Source organism: Rhizobium sp. CNPSo 3670 (assembly GCF_057784555.1).
The window spans coordinates 89,594-107,030 of sequence record NZ_JBXSOL010000006.1; the positions used below are offsets into that span (position 1 = coordinate 89,594).

The 17,437-nt window shown below is 60.8% G+C and carries 19 protein-coding genes; 12 read left to right on the forward strand and 7 right to left on the reverse strand.

Translation table 11 applies throughout. The features are described 5' to 3' along the window. The first annotated feature begins 25 nt into the window (after positions 1 to 25). Together AC13QO_RS07940 and AC13QO_RS07945 are read left to right on the forward strand one after the other, a co-directional pair. Positions 26 to 904 (forward strand): ABC transporter permease, encoded by an 879-nt coding sequence (locus AC13QO_RS07940; RefSeq protein ID WP_221113730.1) that lies wholly within the window; start codon positions 26 to 28, stop codon positions 902 to 904. Then, positions 901 to 1,695: an ABC transporter ATP-binding protein gene (locus tag AC13QO_RS07945; protein WP_488540379.1), complete on the forward strand. Its 795-nt coding sequence runs from the start codon at positions 901 to 903 to the stop codon at positions 1,693 to 1,695. The genes AC13QO_RS07940 and AC13QO_RS07945 overlap by 4 nt, the downstream gene beginning before the upstream one ends. A 60-nt stretch (positions 1,696 to 1,755) precedes the next feature. On the opposite strand, the gene AC13QO_RS07950 is transcribed toward AC13QO_RS07945, so the two are convergent. Further along, a complete protein-coding gene (locus AC13QO_RS07950; RefSeq protein ID WP_085779730.1) occupies positions 1,756 to 2,397 on the reverse strand; it encodes a LysE family translocator in 642 nt (213 codons plus the stop codon). Between the two features lie 184 nt (positions 2,398 to 2,581). After that, a complete protein-coding gene (locus tag AC13QO_RS07955; protein ID WP_488540380.1) occupies positions 2,582 to 3,433 on the reverse strand; it encodes an SDR family NAD(P)-dependent oxidoreductase in 852 nt (283 codons plus the stop codon). Positions 3,434 to 3,611: 178 nt separating this feature from the next. Between AC13QO_RS07955 and AC13QO_RS07960 the strand changes: the two genes are divergently transcribed. Continuing rightward, complete coding sequence (locus AC13QO_RS07960; RefSeq protein ID WP_138396359.1) at positions 3,612 to 4,835, forward strand: argininosuccinate synthase; 1,224 nt, start codon at positions 3,612 to 3,614, stop codon at positions 4,833 to 4,835. 92 nt (positions 4,836 to 4,927) lie between these two features. On the opposite strand, the gene AC13QO_RS07965 is transcribed toward AC13QO_RS07960, so the two are convergent. Next, positions 4,928 to 5,896, reverse strand: a complete 969-nt coding sequence (locus tag AC13QO_RS07965) for an EamA/RhaT family transporter (protein ID WP_488540381.1) — start codon at positions 5,894 to 5,896, stop codon at positions 4,928 to 4,930. Between the two features lie 266 nt (positions 5,897 to 6,162). Between AC13QO_RS07965 and AC13QO_RS07970 the strand changes: the two genes are divergently transcribed. Then, positions 6,163 to 7,077 carry a LysR family transcriptional regulator gene (locus AC13QO_RS07970; RefSeq protein ID WP_488540382.1) on the forward strand — a complete coding sequence of 305 codons (915 nt, stop codon included), beginning with the start codon at positions 6,163 to 6,165 and terminating at the stop codon, positions 7,075 to 7,077. A 62-nt stretch (positions 7,078 to 7,139) separates the two neighbouring features. On the opposite strand, the gene AC13QO_RS07975 is transcribed toward AC13QO_RS07970, so the two are convergent. Further along, a complete protein-coding gene (locus AC13QO_RS07975; protein WP_488540383.1) occupies positions 7,140 to 7,367 on the reverse strand; it encodes a DUF2798 domain-containing protein in 228 nt (75 codons plus the stop codon). Between the two features lie 254 nt (positions 7,368 to 7,621). On the opposite strand from AC13QO_RS07975, the gene AC13QO_RS07980 reads away from it, so the two are divergent. From AC13QO_RS07980 to AC13QO_RS07990, 3 genes are all read left to right on the forward strand, one after another. Further along, the gene (locus tag AC13QO_RS07980; protein WP_488540384.1) at positions 7,622 to 8,029 is read left to right on the forward strand and encodes an organic hydroperoxide resistance protein; all 408 of its coding nucleotides are present in this window, start codon (positions 7,622 to 7,624) and stop codon (positions 8,027 to 8,029) included. Between the two features lie 90 nt (positions 8,030 to 8,119). After that, on the forward strand, positions 8,120 to 8,560 hold the full coding sequence (locus AC13QO_RS07985; RefSeq protein ID WP_488540385.1) for a DUF6130 family protein: 441 nt from the start codon (positions 8,120 to 8,122) through the stop codon (positions 8,558 to 8,560). Positions 8,561 to 8,664: 104 nt separating this feature from the next. Then, the gene (locus AC13QO_RS07990) at positions 8,665 to 9,306 is read left to right on the forward strand and encodes a LysE family translocator (protein WP_488540386.1); all 642 of its coding nucleotides are present in this window, start codon (positions 8,665 to 8,667) and stop codon (positions 9,304 to 9,306) included. A gap of 30 nt (positions 9,307 to 9,336) precedes the next feature. Here the strand turns inward: AC13QO_RS07990 and AC13QO_RS07995 are convergent, their stop codons facing one another. Continuing rightward, a complete protein-coding gene (locus AC13QO_RS07995) occupies positions 9,337 to 9,768 on the reverse strand; it encodes a hypothetical protein (protein ID WP_085779726.1) in 432 nt (143 codons plus the stop codon). Positions 9,769 to 9,994: 226 nt separating this feature from the next. Between AC13QO_RS07995 and AC13QO_RS08000 the strand changes: the two genes are divergently transcribed. From AC13QO_RS08000 to ppa, 4 genes are all read left to right on the forward strand, one after another. Next, a complete protein-coding gene (locus AC13QO_RS08000; protein ID WP_488540387.1) occupies positions 9,995 to 12,082 on the forward strand; it encodes a M3 family metallopeptidase in 2,088 nt (695 codons plus the stop codon). A 159-nt stretch (positions 12,083 to 12,241) separates the two neighbouring features. Then, entirely contained in the window at positions 12,242 to 14,062 is a 1,821-nt protein-coding gene (gene typA / locus AC13QO_RS08005) for a translational GTPase TypA (RefSeq protein WP_488540388.1), read from the forward strand. A 200-nt stretch (positions 14,063 to 14,262) separates the two neighbouring features. After that, on the forward strand, positions 14,263 to 14,769 hold the full coding sequence (locus AC13QO_RS08010; RefSeq protein WP_488540389.1) for a GNAT family N-acetyltransferase: 507 nt from the start codon (positions 14,263 to 14,265) through the stop codon (positions 14,767 to 14,769). 147 nt (positions 14,770 to 14,916) lie between these two features. After that, complete coding sequence (gene ppa, locus AC13QO_RS08015; protein ID WP_011427106.1) at positions 14,917 to 15,453, forward strand: inorganic diphosphatase; 537 nt, start codon at positions 14,917 to 14,919, stop codon at positions 15,451 to 15,453. A gap of 4 nt (positions 15,454 to 15,457) precedes the next feature. Here ppa and AC13QO_RS08020 read toward each other — a convergent pair whose 3' ends face one another. Both AC13QO_RS08020 and AC13QO_RS08025 read right to left on the reverse strand, forming a co-directional pair. After that, on the reverse strand, positions 15,458 to 15,769 hold the full coding sequence (locus tag AC13QO_RS08020) for a DUF167 domain-containing protein (protein WP_488540390.1): 312 nt from the start codon (positions 15,767 to 15,769) through the stop codon (positions 15,458 to 15,460). Continuing rightward, a complete protein-coding gene (locus tag AC13QO_RS08025; RefSeq protein WP_011427104.1) occupies positions 15,766 to 16,056 on the reverse strand; it encodes a YggT family protein in 291 nt (96 codons plus the stop codon). Before AC13QO_RS08025 ends, AC13QO_RS08020 begins: the two co-directional genes overlap by 4 nt. 139 nt (positions 16,057 to 16,195) lie before the next feature. Between AC13QO_RS08025 and AC13QO_RS08030 the strand changes: the two genes are divergently transcribed. Next, complete coding sequence (locus AC13QO_RS08030; protein WP_488540391.1) at positions 16,196 to 17,428, forward strand: MFS transporter; 1,233 nt, start codon at positions 16,196 to 16,198, stop codon at positions 17,426 to 17,428. The last annotated feature ends 9 nt before the right edge of the window (positions 17,429 to 17,437 follow it).

The window sequence follows — 17,437 nt, forward strand, 5'->3', positions numbered from 1 at the left end:
ACGGAAACAAAAGGGGCTGAAAGCCTTGAGCCAAATCGCATTCTGGGGGGCCGTCGAGCTCGGCCTGGTCTATTCCTTCGTCGCCCTCGGCGTCTATCTCGCCTTCCGCGTCCTCGATTTCCCGGACCTGACGGTGGATGGTTCCTTTCCGCTCGGCGCGGCGGTGACCGCGGTGCTGATTATTGCCGGCGTCAATGCCTGGCTCGCGGCGCTGATTGCGATGGCGGCGGGCGCGGCGGCCGGCATGGTGACGGCGCTGCTCAACGTGCGCTTCAAGATCCTCAACCTGCTCGCCTCGATCCTGACGATGATCGCGCTCTTCTCCGTCAATCTGCGGGTGATGGGAAAACCTAACGTCGCTCTCATCAATGCCGATACGATGATCAGCTCCTTCTTCGGTCATGGCCTGCGCGATTTCTACGTGCGGCCGCTCTTTGTCGGCGTTCTGGTGATCGTCGCGCTGATCCTTGTCTGGCGCTTCCTCGAAAGCGATGCCGGGCTTGCGATGCGCGCGACCGGCGCCAATGCGCGCATGGCCCGCGCCCAGGGCGTAGACACCAGCCGGCAAATCTATCTCGGCATGGCGATTTCGAACGCGCTGGTGGCGTTCGGCGGCGCCTTGTTTGCCCAGACCAACGGCTTTGCCGACGTCACTTCGGGCGTCGGCACGATCGTCGTCGGGCTCGCGGCGGTCATCATCGGCGAGACGCTGTTCGGACGCCGCGGCCTGCTGATCGCGCTTGTCGGTTGCGTGCTCGGCTCGATCCTCTATCGCATCGCGATCCAGCTGGCGCTGTCGAGCGACGTCATCGGCCTGCAGGCCTCCGACCTCAATTTCGTGACGGCGGTGCTCGTGACCTTCGCGCTTATTCTTCCCCGTCTTCGCCGAGGTGCCGTGTCGTGATCAGCGTCAAAGACATCAAGGTCGTTTTCGGACGCGGCACGCCGCTGCAGAAGCAGGCGCTGAATGGCGTCAGCCTGACCATCGAGCAAGGCTCCTTCGTCACCGTCATCGGCTCCAACGGTGCCGGCAAATCGACGCTGCTCGGCGTGCTCGCCGGCGATGTCATCCCGAGCGAAGGACAGGTGCTGATCGGAAAGAGCGATGTGACGCGCAAATCGACGGCGGCGCGCGCCGGCCTGGTGGCACGCGTCTTCCAGGACCCGCTGACGGGCAGCTGCGGCTCGTTGTCGATCGAAGAGAATCTTGCTCTGGCTGCCCGGCGCGGCGAAAAGCGCGGGCTTGTGCCGGCGCTTGGCGGCAAACGTCGGGACTATTTCAAGGAGCGGATCGCCGAGCTCAATCTGGGGCTGGAGAACCGGCTGAAGGATCGCATGGATCTGCTCTCGGGCGGGCAGCGGCAGGCGGTGTCGCTCGTCATGGCGACACTTGCCGGCTCCGAAGTGCTGCTGCTCGACGAACATACGGCGGCCCTCGATCCCGGCATGGCCGAGTTCGTGATGAACCTCACGCAGAAGATCGTTGCCGAGCGCAAGCTGACGACGATGATGGTCACGCACTCCATGCGCCAGGCGCTTGATTACGGCCACCGCACGATCATGCTCCATGGTGGCGAGATCGTTCTCGACGTGGCGGGCGACAGCAGGAAGGACCTGCAGGTCGAAGATCTGATCGCCATGTTCCGCAAGATGCGCGGCCAGACGCTCGATAACGATGCTTTGCTGATTGGCTGAACCAACAGCGTGCTGATCGGCTGAGCTGTCAGCGTGCGGATCGGCAAAGCCGACCGCGACCTATCGAGCCTGGGTGAGCAGGATTTTGGCGGCGAAGATCGAGAAGACGCCGGCGAAGGTGTAATCCATGCCGCGCAGAACCTTCTTGTTGTTCTGCAGCCAGGACGCCAGCCAGTCGGCGGCAAAGACGACAGCGGCATTGACGGGCATGCCGATCAGGATGAAACAAAAGCCGAGAAACAGCAGCTTCTGCGTGACGGCGGGATCGCCGGCGCTGACGAATTGCGGCAGGAAGGTCATGAAGAAGATGATGACTTTGGGGTTCAGGAGATTGACCCAGAAGCCGGATGAGACGTTGGCAAGCGCGGTGCCCTTCTGCGTCTCGACCTTGGCGACCGTCAGCTTCGAGCCAAAGCGGATCGCCTGCACTGCGAGCCAGAGCAGATAGCCGGCGCCGCCGGTCTTCAGGATCAGGAAAGCGGTCGGCGAAGCGGTGATCAGCGCCGAAATGCCGAAGGCGACCAGCATGGTGTGGACGACGATGCCGAGGCTGGTGCCGACGACGACGAAAAGGGCCGCCTTCTTGCCCTGGGCGAGTGAACGGCTGATCGACAGCGTCATATCGGGACCTGGGGTCGCCGCGAGCAGCAGCGTCGCGGCGGCAAAGGCGAGAAGGGTCGGCAGGTTCGGCAGGAAATCCATGGCACGCTCGGAAAGCTGGACAGTCAAGGTGACTACTTATCCAGCCTTCAGAAAATTACCAATCAAACCTTCTCATGCGCGTCGCACTAAACTTGATTCATGTGGCGCGCATTCGCTGTTTGTTTTGTGCATGTCGTTATCCCGGGACCGCTGCACGCTTCCGGGTGAAATGCAGTGGCACCGATTACTTCTCTTCGAGGAAGGCCTTGAATTTGTCGGCGTAATCCTTGTGCCAGCGCGACAGCGGCGGGCGGTTCTCGATGATATCGCCGGCGGCCCAGGCCATGCGGCGTTCATCGACCGCGCGGGTCACGTCGTTGTCGGGGCAGAGGATATAGAAATCGCCGCGTTCCAGGCTTTCGACCATGAAATCGACCGTCTGTTCCGGTGTCCAGGCGCCGGCTGGCTTTTCCGCCCGGTCGCCCTTGGTGAGGCCGGTGAAGACGAAGCCGGGGATCAGCAGATGCGCCGAGATCTTTGAACCCGCGGTGTTGCGCAGTTCGTGTTCGAGCGCCTCGGTAAAGACTTTCACGCCAGCCTTGGAGATGTTGTAGGCGGGGTTGCCCGGCGGCGTGGTGATGCCCTGCTTGGAGCCGGTATTGATGATCAGGCCGGGCTCGCCGTGGGACAGCATCTTCGGCCCGAAGACGCGCGTGCCGTTGACCACGCCCATCAGGTTGACGGCGAAGATATGGTCCCAATTTGACTGCGAACTGAAGATCGAGGTTTCCGGGCCGATGCCGGCATTGTTCATCAGCACGTGCACGCGGCCGAAACGCTGGAGTACGGCGCGTTCCAGCGCCTCCAGGGATTCCCGGCTGGCGACGTCGGTCTCAACTGCCATCACATCCTCTTCGCCGGCAATGGCCTTGAGCTCCTCGGCGGCGTTGGCCAGCCGATCGCCGCCGAGATCGGCGATGACGATGCTCATGCCGCGTCCGGCAAAATACTTCGCCGCCGCAAGTCCGATGCCGGAAGCGCCGCCGGTGATGACGGCAACATTGGACTTCTTGAAAATATCTTGAATATTCGTCACGGGGACAGCCCCTCCTCGAGCATTGTTCGCACGCAGCCGAATATGGGTGCCGCTTGCGCACTGTCAAACGCTATCGGCGCCTCAGCCATCGCACTTGCCCTTGCGTCACGCGCCAATCTCGCTAAAAGTGCCGCGACACCGGGTTTTCGCCGGCCTTTATGCAACGGACCTCATCATCATGGCATCATACAAAGACGTGAAGAAAGTCGTGCTCGCCTATTCCGGCGGCCTCGACACCTCGATCATCCTGAAGTGGCTGCAGACGGAACTCGGCGCCGAAGTCGTCACCTTCACCGCCGATCTCGGCCAGGGCGAGGAGCTGGAGCCGGCGCGCAAGAAGGCCGAAATGCTCGGCATCAAGGAGATCTATATCGAGGACGTCCGCGAGGAATTCGTGCGCGACTTCGTCTTTCCGATGTTCCGCGCCAATGCCGTCTACGAGGGCGTCTACCTGCTCGGCACCTCGATCGCCCGTCCGCTGATCTCAAAGCATCTGATCGATATCGCCCGCAAGACCGGCGCGGATGCGATCGCCCACGGCGCGACCGGCAAGGGCAACGACCAGGTTCGTTTCGAGCTCTCCGCCTATGCCCTGAATCCTGACATCAAGATCATTGCGCCGTGGCGCGATTGGGCGTTCAAGAGCCGCACGGAGCTGCTGGCCTTTGCCGAACAGCACCAGATCCCGGTCGCCAAGGACAAGAAGGGCGAGGCTCCCTTCTCCGTCGACGCCAACCTGCTGCATTCCTCCTCCGAAGGCAAGGTTCTGGAAGATCCGGCACAGGAAGCCCCGGAATATGTGCACATGCGCACGATCTCGCCGGAGGCCGCTCCCGACAAGGCGACGACAATCAAGGTCGGCTTCCGCAAGGGCGATGCCGTCTCGATCAATGGTGTCGAGATGTCGCCGGCGACGCTGCTGGCCACGCTCAACACCTATGGCCGCGACAACGGCATCGGCCGTCTCGATCTCGTCGAGAACCGTTTCGTCGGCATGAAGTCCCGCGGCGTCTATGAAACGCCCGGCGGCACGATCCTGCTCTCGGCGCATCGCGCCATCGAATCGATCACGCTCGACCGCGGCGCCGCCCATCTCAAGGACGAGATCATGCCGCGCTACGCCGAGCTGATCTATTACGGCTTCTGGTTCTCGCCGGAACGCGAGATGCTGCAGGCGCTGATCGACAAGAGCCAGGAGCATGTCGAAGGCGAAGTGACGCTGAAACTCTACAAGGGCAATGTCATGGTCATCGGCCGCGAGAGCGAAAAGTCGCTCTATTCCGATAAGCTCGTCACTTTCGAGGACGACCAGGGCGCTTACGACCAGAAGGATGCAGCCGGCTTCATTAAGCTGAACGCGCTGCGCCTGCGCACGCTCGGCAAGCGTAACCTCGCGAAGTAATCACGATTCGCTTTTTAACAGAGATGAGCCCGCCGGCTTTGCCGCGCGGGCTCTTTCGTGTCTCCTGGGAGCGTTCGAGACGACCGCAGAGGTCACTCCAGAGCAAGCAATGTCTTTCCCGGGGCAAATTGGCGATCGTAGAAGATTCGCACCGACAGAACGACACCGGCGACCAGGACCGCCACCCCAGCGACTTCGTTCAAGGTCGGCCAGCGGGCATGGACAACAAGTCCTCCGATGACGCCGAAGGCTGTTTCCGACACGATCAATTGCGCGGCCAAGGCGACGGGCAAGCTGCGTGACGCAATGTTCCAGGCCCAGACACCGCCTACGGTTGCCAGAAGCGCTAGAGACGCACCCCAAACATACAAGCTGCCGGCGGCACTCCAGCCGAATCCCAATGCCGGGAGCTTGAAAAGGTCCATCGCGGCACCGAGTGGATAGAAGGCGAGCATCAAGACGCCGCCGCCCACCAGTATCAGCGCCGACCACACACCGGAGGGCATTTCCGGTCGGGCGGCGAGTGCAGCCTGATTGGCGAGAGCGAACCAGACCCAAAGTCCCACGGCAGCCAGCGCCAGCGGCACGCCGACCCACAAGGACTCGACCGAATTCAGTCCTTCAGCCGTGAATGCAGTCCCATTGACCAGAACAAGGCCGATCAGCACCAGCGCCAGAGGCGCCATAAGCGACCGCCATGGCAGGGATACCTGACGCCGATTGCCAATGACCATCAAGACGATCGGCACCAGACCGAGGAAGGCCGGCGCGATGACGGGGCCGGCATAGACGGCTGCTCCCGTTACCGTGAGGAAGTAGCCGACATATCCGACGAAGGCGAGCCAAAGGGCCTGTGAACAGTTCCGGAGCGTAAGATGGCGTGCGGCGTGCTTCTCCGAGAACAGGATGAACAGGCCAACGAGGGCCGAGACGAAATGGCGGATGAGAGCGAAATCGAACGTGGAATAGTCACCGATGACGAAGGGCACGATAAAGTTGAGCGAAAAGGCAAAGGCCGCAAAGAGAGCGGCCGACACGCCGACATAGAACGAGCTGTCCATAATCTTCACCCTTTGACGTTAAGCCCCGAGCCTTTGCCTCGTGACGCCGAACGCTTTGATCGAATAGCCGAAGTCTACTTGCCGCGAGCCTTTGCCGGTACTCGGTGAAAATGAGAGCCACCTTCTCAATGCTCATCGTTTCTCGGGTGTGTCCCGCGCCCCGAGCGGCAATCGTGCTATAGGTTCAATCGGACAGCTGCACCGCCTATTCAGCAGAACCGATTTTTCATATCCTCCACCATCGCGGCTCTAATCATCGGGGCGTTATGGATCGGCTTGATGCAATGCGGGTTCTGCTTGCGGTGGTGGACGCCGGCAGCTTGTCGGCGGGCAGCCGGAAGCTGAACGCGCCGCTGCCGAGTGTCAGCCGCAAGGTCGCCGATCTGGAGCGATATCTCGGCACCAACCTCATCATCCGAACGAGCCGCAATCTTCAGCTCACCGATGCCGGTCGCGACTATGTCGAGGCGGCGCGCAAGATTATCGCCGATCTGGAGGAGGTCGAACGCAGGGCGTCGGGCGAATATCAGATGCCGCGGGGGCAGCTGACCATCTCGATGCCGATCGAGTTCGGCCACCGCTATGTTCTGCCGATCGCACTCGACTTCATGAACAAGCATCCGGAGGTGACGCTGAACGTTCTTTCGCTCGACCGATCCGTTCATCTGGTCAACGAGCAGGTCGATGTCGCCATCCGTCTTGGCGAGTTGGTCGACAGTTCGCTCTATGCCGTCAAGGCCGGCGAGTTCCGTCTCCTGACTTGCGCAAGCCCGGCCTATCTGGAACGGCATGGCGTTCCTCAACATCCCACCGAGCTCGCCAATCATGATGGGATCATGTTCCACAAGCGGTCGTTCTTTTGGAGCTTCGAGATCGAGGGGAAGCCCGTCGAGGTCATGCCGCGGAGCCGGATCGAAGTGAACACGGCGCCCAATTGCGTTGCCGCCGCGTCGAATGGGGTCGGGATCGCCCGCCTCTTCGACTACCAAGTTCCGGCGGAGGTGTCCTCGGGCGCGCTCGTGCAGATTTTGAAGGACTATGACGGCGAGCCCAAGCCGATCCACATCGTCTATTCGCGTCAGGGCTTGCTCGCTCTGAAGGTGCGCGCCTTCATCGATTGGGCGCTCCCCCGACTTCGCGCAGCTTGCGGCAGCTATGGCGATGCGCAGTCACCGGAATGAAGCGCCCACTTCTTTGACTGCGGCCGCGGCGAAGCGTGGCCAATGTCATCTTGATGTTCCTCCTACGCGTCTCGGATGACGCGGTCGATCTGCGCCTGAAGGCGAGGGCCGATCATCAGGATGGCGGGGATGACGATGAGATAGGCGATGCCCCACGAGCGGAGCCATGTCAGGATGAACCCCTTTGAGAAGCCCAGATTGAACGCGAGCAGCGTGAAAGAGATCAGCCCTGTCGTCACGACGCCCATCGACAGAGCGAAGACGATCTTGCGTTTGAAATGCGTGTTCATGTCGGTCTCCCGGACGGATGTGAAAGCGGACCGCTTCAGCGGTCGCGATTTCGGTTGCTGCCCTAAAGATCGCGCAACGCGGGCACCGGCGGTAGCGCGAGAAAACGAGAGGCTCACTCTCGCTTCTGCTCGCTACCGGACCGGTCTTGCGAAACTCATCTTCCCGTCATCGCAACCTAAAGCCCCATTGATCCTGGGCGGCGCGTGCCAGCCGCGGCTCTCTTCCCGGCTGAAATCCAACAAGGAGTATCCGAATGTCGACTGTCATCTACACAGGCAAAACAAGCACCACCGGGGGGCGTGACGGCGCGTCGCGCAGTTCCGATGAACGCCTCGACGTCAAATTATCCCCGCCCGGTTCCTCGGGTGCAGGCACCAATCCCGAGCAGCTCTTCGCTGCCGGCTGGTCCGCCTGCTTCCTCGGCGCGGTCGGGAGAGCGGCAGCGGAGCGCCAGATTCGTGTTCCCGCCGACGCTGCCATCCACGCCGAGATTGACCTAGTCTCAAATGACGGCGGCTATGTGCTGCAGGCACGGCTGAATGCGAAGCTGCCGGGCATCGAGGCGGATCTCGCCAGGTCTCTGATCGAGCGCGCTCACCAGCTCTGCCCTTATTCGAAGGCCACCCGCGGTAATATTGCCGTCGAACTCAACGTTGCTTGATCGGTCTCCGATCAAGGCATTCCAACCCGATATCGCGGCGTCCCGAGAAGATGTAGGCTAGGACCGGCGCGAACACTAGAGGATGTCGTCATGACCACGGTCGCAAGAGCCCTCACAACGGCAGCTTTACTGCTAGCCGCCGGCACGCCCATCCACGCGGAAACGCCGACGCAGTTCCTTCCCATCAAGAACGAGCCCGCACCCAAACTCGTCGTGGATCAGCCCCTTGCGGGACCGCTCGCGAGCCGGGCGGTGGCAATCATTCCCTACCGAACCGAGAATTTCCGCATCCTGCCAATCTTCGGCGCGAGCGCCAGCGACGTCTCGCCGAGGGTCGGTCACCTTCATGTCAGCATTGACGATCTGCCTTGGCGGTGGGCTGACGCGGGCGGCGCCGGCGCAATCGTCCTGACGGGCCTGCCGCCAGGCGAGCATAAAGTGCTCATCGAAATGGCTACGCCGGAACATGAAGCGCTGGGCGGAAAGGTCGTGAAGTTTACCGTACCGGCAATCGGCAGCGCACACCAGTAATGCGCCAATTCGGCAATTTCCGCTTCGAGCCGGAAGCCGCGCCCATGCCCTTGACGGATGCCGGGGATGACTTACCCTGCGGCAGTCACCCTCGGAGCATTTCCATGACGCAGTCTCTGCTCTTCGGCGCCTTTCTGGCGGCACTTTTATACGTGCTCATTCCCGGACCCGCCTTCCTGCAACTGCTCGGCATCGGCGCCGGGCAGGGGCGTAAGGCGGGCGCCTTGTTCATGATGGGGCATCTGGTCGGGGATCTCATTTGGTCGTCGCTGGCGCTGATTGCGATCGTCGGGGCGAAGACGATCGGGACCTTCGTCTTCGATCTGCTCGGGCTCGCCTGCGGTTTCTACCTCGCCTGGATCGGTTGGGGCGCAGTCAACGCCAAACCGAAACCGGACGGGCAGGCGCTTGTTATGGTCGAGCGGCCGTTCCGGCGTGGCCTGATTTTCGGCGTCACCAACCCCAAGGGTTATCCAGTGGCGCTTGCTACCTTCACGGCGCTGGTCGCGGGCTCGGCCGGCGCGCTCGATTTCGAGGCGCTGCCGGTGCTTCTCGTTGTGTCTTTCCTGGGTTTCGTGACAGCCGACGTCATTCTGATCGGCATCATCGGGGCGGGGGCGGTTCGTCGCTTCTATCGCGCGCATGAGCGGCTGATCGTGCGCTCGTCCGGCGTGCTGTTCATGGGCTTTGCCGCCCAGGCGCTATGGCATGCAACGCCCGGCCTCATCGGCTGGCGCAAGGCTTGAAGCGCCTCATTTTAGGCGAGGCGCATTCGCTCAGCCGTTCAGGAAAGTGACGATCGACTTTAGCGTCTGGACTTCATGAGGATCGCCGATCGACATGGCGACCTGCAGCTGATTTTTGTAATAATCGAGGAAATTGAAACTCGTGCCGTCGGTGACGCTTGAGAGATCGATGATATTGCCCAGTGGATCGATCGCATGCATCGGCAATGGTTCGGAGATCGCGGCGTAAGTGTTCTGATCGATCAGGCCGCTATCGAAGCTTTGGCGGGCGTAGTTGCGCAGCTCGCCTGGGCTGACGGCGGTGAAATCCGGCCCCTCGTCGAGATTATCTTCGAGCTGGAACGAAACCGGGGCCGGAGCCTTGGTCTCGATTTGAATATCGGCAGTCTTCGAATTTCTTGCGTTATTAGGGTTGTTTTTAAATAACAAACTCTGAGAAGACCGCAGGGAAAAAATTTCCATGACGCATGTCCCCTGGCAGGAAGATCATCGGGAAACTAGCGCCTGTGGGTGATTCGCGTCAATCGTTAACAAATAGTTAATTTTCAATTGTCAAATCTTGTGCCCCGGCTTTGGCTGACCTGCGTCAGATCGCCCGACGAGGCAAACGCCTAACGCGGCGACATACCAATTCTGCGGCGGCTCTCCTATATTGACCATCCGTTCGCATACCAAAAGGAATTCTCCGATGGCTTCTCCCCATGATTTCAATCCGGCGCTCGTCAACTGGGACGCTCTCCACGGTCTGCCACGTTTCGATGCCATCGATGATGGCGATTTTTCTGCCGCTTTCGATGTGGCGCTCGCCGCGCATGAACAGGAGATCGATGAGATTGCCCGAAATAGCGATGCGCCGACATTCGACAATACGGTGGTGGCGCTGGAGATCGCCTGCGATGCACTGTCGCGCGTTTCGGCGCTGTTCTGGAACAAGGCGGGCGCACATACCAACGAAGTCATCCAGGCGCTCGAGCGGGAGATTTCGCCGAAGATGTCACGGCACTATTCGAAGATCGGGATGAATGCCGCACTCTTTGCACGCATCGATACGCTTTGGGAGAACCGCGCGAGCCTCGGCCTGACGCTGGAGCAGACGCGGGTGCTGGAACGCCATTGGAAAGGCTTCGTCAAATCCGGCGCAAAGCTCGAAAAGCCCGAGCAGGAGAAACTTGCGGCGATCAACGAAAAGCTCGCGGGTCTCGGCACGCAGTTCGGCCAGAACGTGCTGGCCGACGAGAAGGCCTGGGCGCTGATGCTATCCGAGGGTGCAGAGCTCGACGGGCTGCCGGAATTCCTGCGCGACGCGATGGCAGCGGCGGCGCGCGAACGCCGCGAGGAGGGCAAATATGCGGTAACGCTGTCGCGCTCGATCATCGAGCCGTTCCTGACCTTTTCGGAGCGCCGGGATCTGCGCGAACAGGCTTTCAAGGCATGGGTGGCGCGCGGCGCAAACGGCGGGGAGACGGACAATCGCGGCGTCATCAAGGAAACGCTGGCCCTGCGCCACGAGGTGGCGAAGCTGCTCGGCTACGGGAATTTCGCTGAGCTGAAGCTCGACAACACGATGGCCAAGACGGCCGATGCGGTGAACGACCTGCTTAGGGCCGTCTGGGCGCGGGCGGTGAAACGCGCCGGCGAGGAAGAGCTCGACATCGCGGCACTAATCGCCGAGGAGGGGCGGAACCATGAGGTGATGCCGTGGGACTGGCGCCACTATGCCGAAAAGATCCGGGCGCGGAAGTTCGATTTTTCCGAGGCCGAGCTCAAGCCCTACCTGCAGCTCGAAAAGATCATCGACGCCTGCTTTGACGTGGCTGGCCGGCTGTTCGGCATCCGCGCGGTCGAGAAGAAGGGTGTCGCGGCTTATCACCCCGACGTCAGAGTGTTCGAAATCAGGGATCGGGACGACAGACTGGTCGCCCTTTTCCTCGGCGATTATTTCGCCCGCAGCTCGAAACGCTCAGGCGCCTGGATGAGCTCGCTGCAATCGCAGCACAAGCTGCAACTGAAGAACGGCCGCCGGGGCGAATTGCCGATCATCTACAATGTCTGCAATTTCGCCAAACCCGCTGAAGGCAAGCCGGCGCTGCTGTCGCTCGACGATGCCCGCACGCTGTTTCATGAATTTGGCCATGCGCTTCACGGCATGCTTTCAAACGTCACCTATCCCTCGGTTTCCGGCACCGGCGTCTCGCGCGATTTCGTGGAGTTGCCCTCGCAGCTTTATGAGCACTGGCTGACTGTTCCAGCCATCCTCAAGGAATACGCCGTGCATTTCGAGACAGGCGAGCCGATGCCACAGGCGCTGCTCGACAAGGTGCTGGCGGCCCGCACCTTCAATGCCGGCTTCAATACCGTCGAATTCACCTCGTCGGCGCTTGTCGATATGGCGTTTCATACGCGCGAAGCGGTTGACGATCCGATGGCGGTGCAGGCGGAGGTGCTGGCCGAGATCGGCATGCCGAAGTCGATCGTCATGCGCCATGCCACACCGCACTTCCAGCACATCTTCTCCGGCGGTTATTCGGCCGGCTATTATTCCTACATGTGGTCGGAAGTTCTCGACGCCGATGCCTTTGCCGCCTTCGAGGAGACGGGAGACGCCTTCAACGGCGAGATGGCGCGCAAGCTCAAGGAGAATATCTATTCCACCGGCGGCTCAGTTGATCCCGAGGAAGCCTATAAGGGCTTCCGCGGCAAGCTGCCGAGGCCGGATGCTATGCTGGTCAAAAAGGGACTCGCCACCTTCGAGGAATTGACAGGCAGCGACGCTTAAGACAGTTTAATGACAGAGAAGCGAGCGGCATGGCGGCAGCCATGCCGCAGCTTTCGCGCGCGACCCCCTTTCGCAATCGCGAAAAAACCGGTAAGAGCGCGCCAAACGTAAATGGCGCGTCCACTTGGCGTAGCGCCCCAGCCTCAGAGATTATGACATATGGCACTTCGCAACATCGCGATCATCGCGCACGTTGACCATGGCAAGACCACTCTCGTTGACGAGCTTCTGAAACAGTCCGGCTCCTTCCGCGAGAACCAGCGCGTCATGGAACGCGTGATGGATTCCAACGACATCGAAAAAGAGCGCGGCATCACCATTCTCGCCAAGGCGACTTCCATCGAATGGAAGGACACGCGCATCAACATCGTCGACACGCCCGGCCACGCCGATTTCGGCGGTGAAGTCGAGCGCATTCTGTCGATGGTGGACGGTGCGATCGTTCTCGTGGACGCTGCCGAGGGCCCGATGCCGCAGACCAAGTTCGTCGTCGGCAAGGCCCTCAAGGTCGGTCTGCGTCCGATCGTTGCGATCAACAAGATCGACCGTCCCGATGCGCGCGCCGATGAAGTGGTCAACGAGGTTTTCGACCTTTTCGCGGCGCTTGATGCGACCGACGAGCAGCTGGACTTCCCGATCCTTTACGGTTCCGGCCGCGCCGGCTGGATGAACTACGATCCGGCAGGCCCGAGCGACGAAGGTCTCGCGCCGCTGCTCGACCTCGTCATCAAGCACGTGCCCGAGCCGAAGGTCGAAGAAGGTCCGTTCCGGATGATCGGCACCATCCTCGAGGCCAACAACTTCCTCGGTCGCATCATCACCGGCCGTATCGCCTCCGGCTCGATCAAGCCGAACCAGGCCGTCAAGGTTCTCGGTCAGGATGGCAAGCTCATCGAGCAGGGCCGCATTTCCAAGATTCTCGCCTTCCGCGGCATCGAGCGTCAGCCGATCGAAGAAGCGCATGCGGGCGATATCGTCGCCATCGCCGGCCTTTCCAAGGGCACCGTCGCCGACACCTTTTGCGATCCGTCCGTGACGGAAGCCCTGAAGGCACAGCCGATCGATCCGCCGACCGTCACCATGTCGTTCATCGTCAACGACTCACCGCTTGCCGGCACCGAAGGCGACAAGGTGACCTCTCGCGTCATCCGCGACCGCCTGTTCAAGGAAGCCGAAGGCAACGTTGCCCTGAAGATCGAGGAAAGCGCCGACAAGGACTCGTTCTTCGTCTCCGGCCGTGGCGAACTTCAGCTCGCCGTTCTGATCGAAAACATGCGCCGCGAAGGCTTCGAGCTTGCCGTTTCGCGTCCGCGCGTCGTCATGCACAAGGACGAGAGCGGCCAGCTTCTTGAGCCGATCGAGGAAGTTCTGATCGACGTCGACGAGGAGCATTCCGGCGTCGTTGTGCAGAAGATGTCGGAGCGCAAGGCCGAAATGGTCGAGCTTCGCCCGTCGGGCGGCAACCGCGTCCGTCTGGTTTTCTACGCGCCGACCCGCGGCCTGATCGGCTATCAGTCGGAACTGCTGACGGATACGCGCGGTACCGCGATCATGAACCGCCTGTTCCACAGCTACCAGCCCTACAAGGGTGAGATCGGCGGCCGCGTCAACGGCGTGCTGCTCGCCAACGAAGCCGGTGAAGCCGTTGCTTACGCGTTGTTCAACCTGGAAGACCGCGGGCCGATGATCATCGACGCCGGCGAAAAGGTCTATATGGGCATGATCATCGGCATTCACACCCGCGACAACGACCTCGAGGTCAACGTTCTGAAGGGCAAGAAGCTGACCAACATCCGCGCCGCCGGCAAGGACGAAGCTGTCAAGCTGACCCCGCCGATCCGCATGACTCTGGAGCGCGCGCTCTCCTGGATCCAGGAAGACGAACTGGTCGAGGTCACGCCGAAGTCCATTCGCCTGCGCAAGATGTATCTCGACGCCAACGACCGCAAGCGGTTCGAAAAGACCAAGGCGGCTCTCTAAGAGCTCAGTCGTTACCGCTTTCAAACCCCGGCCTTCGAGCCGGGGTTTTTTATTGTGCGCTGCGTTGATTCCGACTTGTGACAATCGTTAAAAAAGCGTTAAATTTTATCTGTCGTCCACATATCAAGTCTGTGGGCAATCGATCACGATGCGCTCGCCGCATATGGTTAATTGCCTGCGGCAGGACCAGAGTAAGCGTTATGAAGACGTTGTCGATCGATGTCCGGCGGGCCGAACCGCACGATGCCCGAGCCATTTCGGAAACGCACAGGCTCGCCTGGCAACATACCTATGCAGGCATCATTCCGCATCGCGCGCTGACGCAGATGATCGAGCGTCGCGGCGAGAACTGGTGGCGCAAGGCCACGCGCGGGCCTGCGACATTGCTGGTCCTTGATGTGGCAGGGACGGTCGCCGGTTATGCGACGCTCGGTCTCAACCGTGCCCGCGCCCTGCCGCAGGAAGGCGAAATCTACGAGCTTTATCTTCGCCCCGAATATCAGGGCATCGGTCTCGGCCACATGCTGTTCGGCGAGGCGCGCCGGCTGTTGAAGTCGCTCGGCTGCAACGGCCTGGTCGTCTGGTGCCTCGAGGAAAACGAGGGCGCCAGCCGCTTCTACCGCCACCACGGCGGGACCGATTTCTGCGAAGGTATGGAAAATTTCGACCACAAGCAGTTGAAGAAGATCGGTTTCATCTGGAACTGATCGGCCTGCTCGGGCGTCGCACGCCTCTCTTCCAAAGTTTTTGCGGCATCACGCCGGTGTCATCACGCATCGGTGATCTGCCGTGTTGCGTTGCGAGATGAAACTGATTATCTGGCTTCGAGCAATTCAACCCCGCGGGAGTATCCTATGCGCATCGACGCCATTTCAATCGGTAAGAATCCACCTGAAGACGTCAACGTTATCGTCGAGGTTCCTGTTGGCGGTCATCCGATCAAGTATGAAATGGACAAGGAGGCCGGCACGCTGGTCGTCGATCGTTTTCTCTATACGCCGATGACCTATCCGGGCAATTACGGTTTCGTACCGCACACCCTGTCTGAAGACGGCGACCCGATCGACGTGCTGATCGCCAGCACCCGGCCGCTGGTTCCGGGCTGCGTCATCAACGTCCGCCCGATCGGCGTGCTGAAGATGGAAGACAATTCCGGCAAGGACGAGAAGATCATTGCCGTGCCGTCGCCGAAGCTGACGCTGCGCTATGAGAAGGTGAAGGACTTTACCGATCTCCCGGAGATCACGCTGAAGCAGATCGAGCACTTCTTCGAACACTACAAGGATCTGGAGCCCGGCAAGTGGGTGAAGATCTTCGGCTGGGGCGATTCCAAGGAAGCCGGCCAGCTCATCATCGAAGCCGTCGAGCGGGCCAAGAAGGCGAAGGGCTGAACGCTCAGCCTAATAACGCTTCGAGCTTTTTTACCAAATCCTCCGGATCTCCGTCGATCCGGAGGATTTTTTTGCGCGCCGTCTCGCCGGAGACGAGGCTGATGCTGGATTTCGGAATGCGCAGCGACCGGGCGATCAGAAGGATCAGCGCCTTGTTGGCCTTGCCCTTCTCGGGCACTGACGTGACGCGTGCCTTCAGCAGGGTCTCGCCGTCGCTATCCGCTTCGACGCCATCGATCGCGTCACGCCCGCCATTCGGTGTCAGCCGAACGGCGAGGCAAAGATGGTCGGCGAACAGCCTCCAGGGAGGGTTCAAGCGACCAGCGGGTATAGGGTGGTCCAAAGGAAGGTGCGCAGGAAGAAGATGATCACCAGCAGGATGATCGGAGAAATATCGATGCCGCCCAGATTCGGCAGCAGACGGCGGATCGGCTTCAGCGCGGGTTCGGTGACATTATAGAGGAACATGCCGACCGAATTTACGAATTGGTTGCTGGAATTGATAACGTTGAACGCATAGAGCCAGGAGAAAACGGCACTGGCAATGAGTATCCAGGTGTAAATATTCAAAACCAAATCAATGGTTTGAAACAAGGCAAACATCGTCGTCTCCAATTGGTTGTTGACAGACATGTAGACATTGGCGACTAAACGGGCAAGTGCCATGTCGAAACGCATGGCAGATCACGTTTAACGGGCGGCCTCGCAGCCATTCCGGCGCCCGCTTCCTCGGACAAGGCCCATGTCGTTTTCGCCCACCGGAGACCGTTTCGCCGCGTTTCGGCATCCGTCGTACACGCGCTTCTTCTTTGCGCGTTTCCTGCTTTCCTTCTCGCAGCAGATCGTCAGTGTCGCCGTCGGCTGGCAGATGTACGATCAGACCGGCAAGGCGATCTATCTCGGTCTGATCGGGCTGGTACAGTTCCTGCCGTCGCTGCTGCTCATCCTCGTCACCGGTTCGGTCGCCGATCGGCACAATCGCCGGGCCATCGCCGCTCTTTGCTCGCTGGTAAGCGCGCTCTGCACGCTGGCGCTGCTGATCATGACGGCGACGGAGACCTTCGCTCCCTGGCCGGTCTTTGCGGTGCTTTTGATCTTCGGTGTCGAGCGCGCCTTCATGTCGCCGGCGGTGCAGTCTCTCGCACCCAATCTCGTGCCCGAGCACGCTCTTTCCAATGCGATCGCCTGGAATTCATCATCCTGGCAGCTGGCGGCGATCACCGGGCCTGTTATCGGCGGCCTGCTCTACGGGGTCAGCGCGACGACGGCCTATACGGTGGCGGTCATCTTTTCCATCCTCGGGGCGGCTCTTCTCTTCATGATCCCGAAGCCGGAACAGAAGACGACGGGCGAGGCCAAGAGTTGGGCGATGATCCTCGGCGGCTTCAGTTTCATCCGCGCCGAAAAGGTCGTGCTCGGCGCGATTTCGCTCGATCTCTTCGCCGTTCTGCTCGGCGGCGCAACCGCGCTGATGCCGATCTTCGCCCGCGATATTCTGACGCTTGGCCCCTGGGGACTCGGACTGCTGAGGGCAGCACCGGGGCTCGGAGCCATCGCCATGGCGATCTTCCTCGCCGCCTATCCGCTGAAACACCGCGCCGGCCTCTATATGTTCATCGGCGTCGCTCTGTTCGGTGTCGGCACCATTATCTTTGGCGCCTCGACCAATACCGAAATTTCGATCGCAGCGCTGGCGCTGATGGGGGCGGCCGACATGGTATCGGTCTATGTACGCGAGAGTCTGATCGCGCTCTGGACACCCGACCATCTGCGCGGCCGCGTCAATGCGGTCAACATGGTCTTTGTCGGCGCTTCGAACGAGCTCGGCGAATTCAGGGCGGGCACGATGGCGTCGGTCTTCGGCGCGGTGCCGGCAGTCATCATCGGCGGGATGGGAACTCTGGCGGTTGCGGCGATCTGGGCTTCCAGTTTCCCGAAGCTGCGCAGGATCGACACGCTCGACGCACCCGCCTGACCGCTAAGC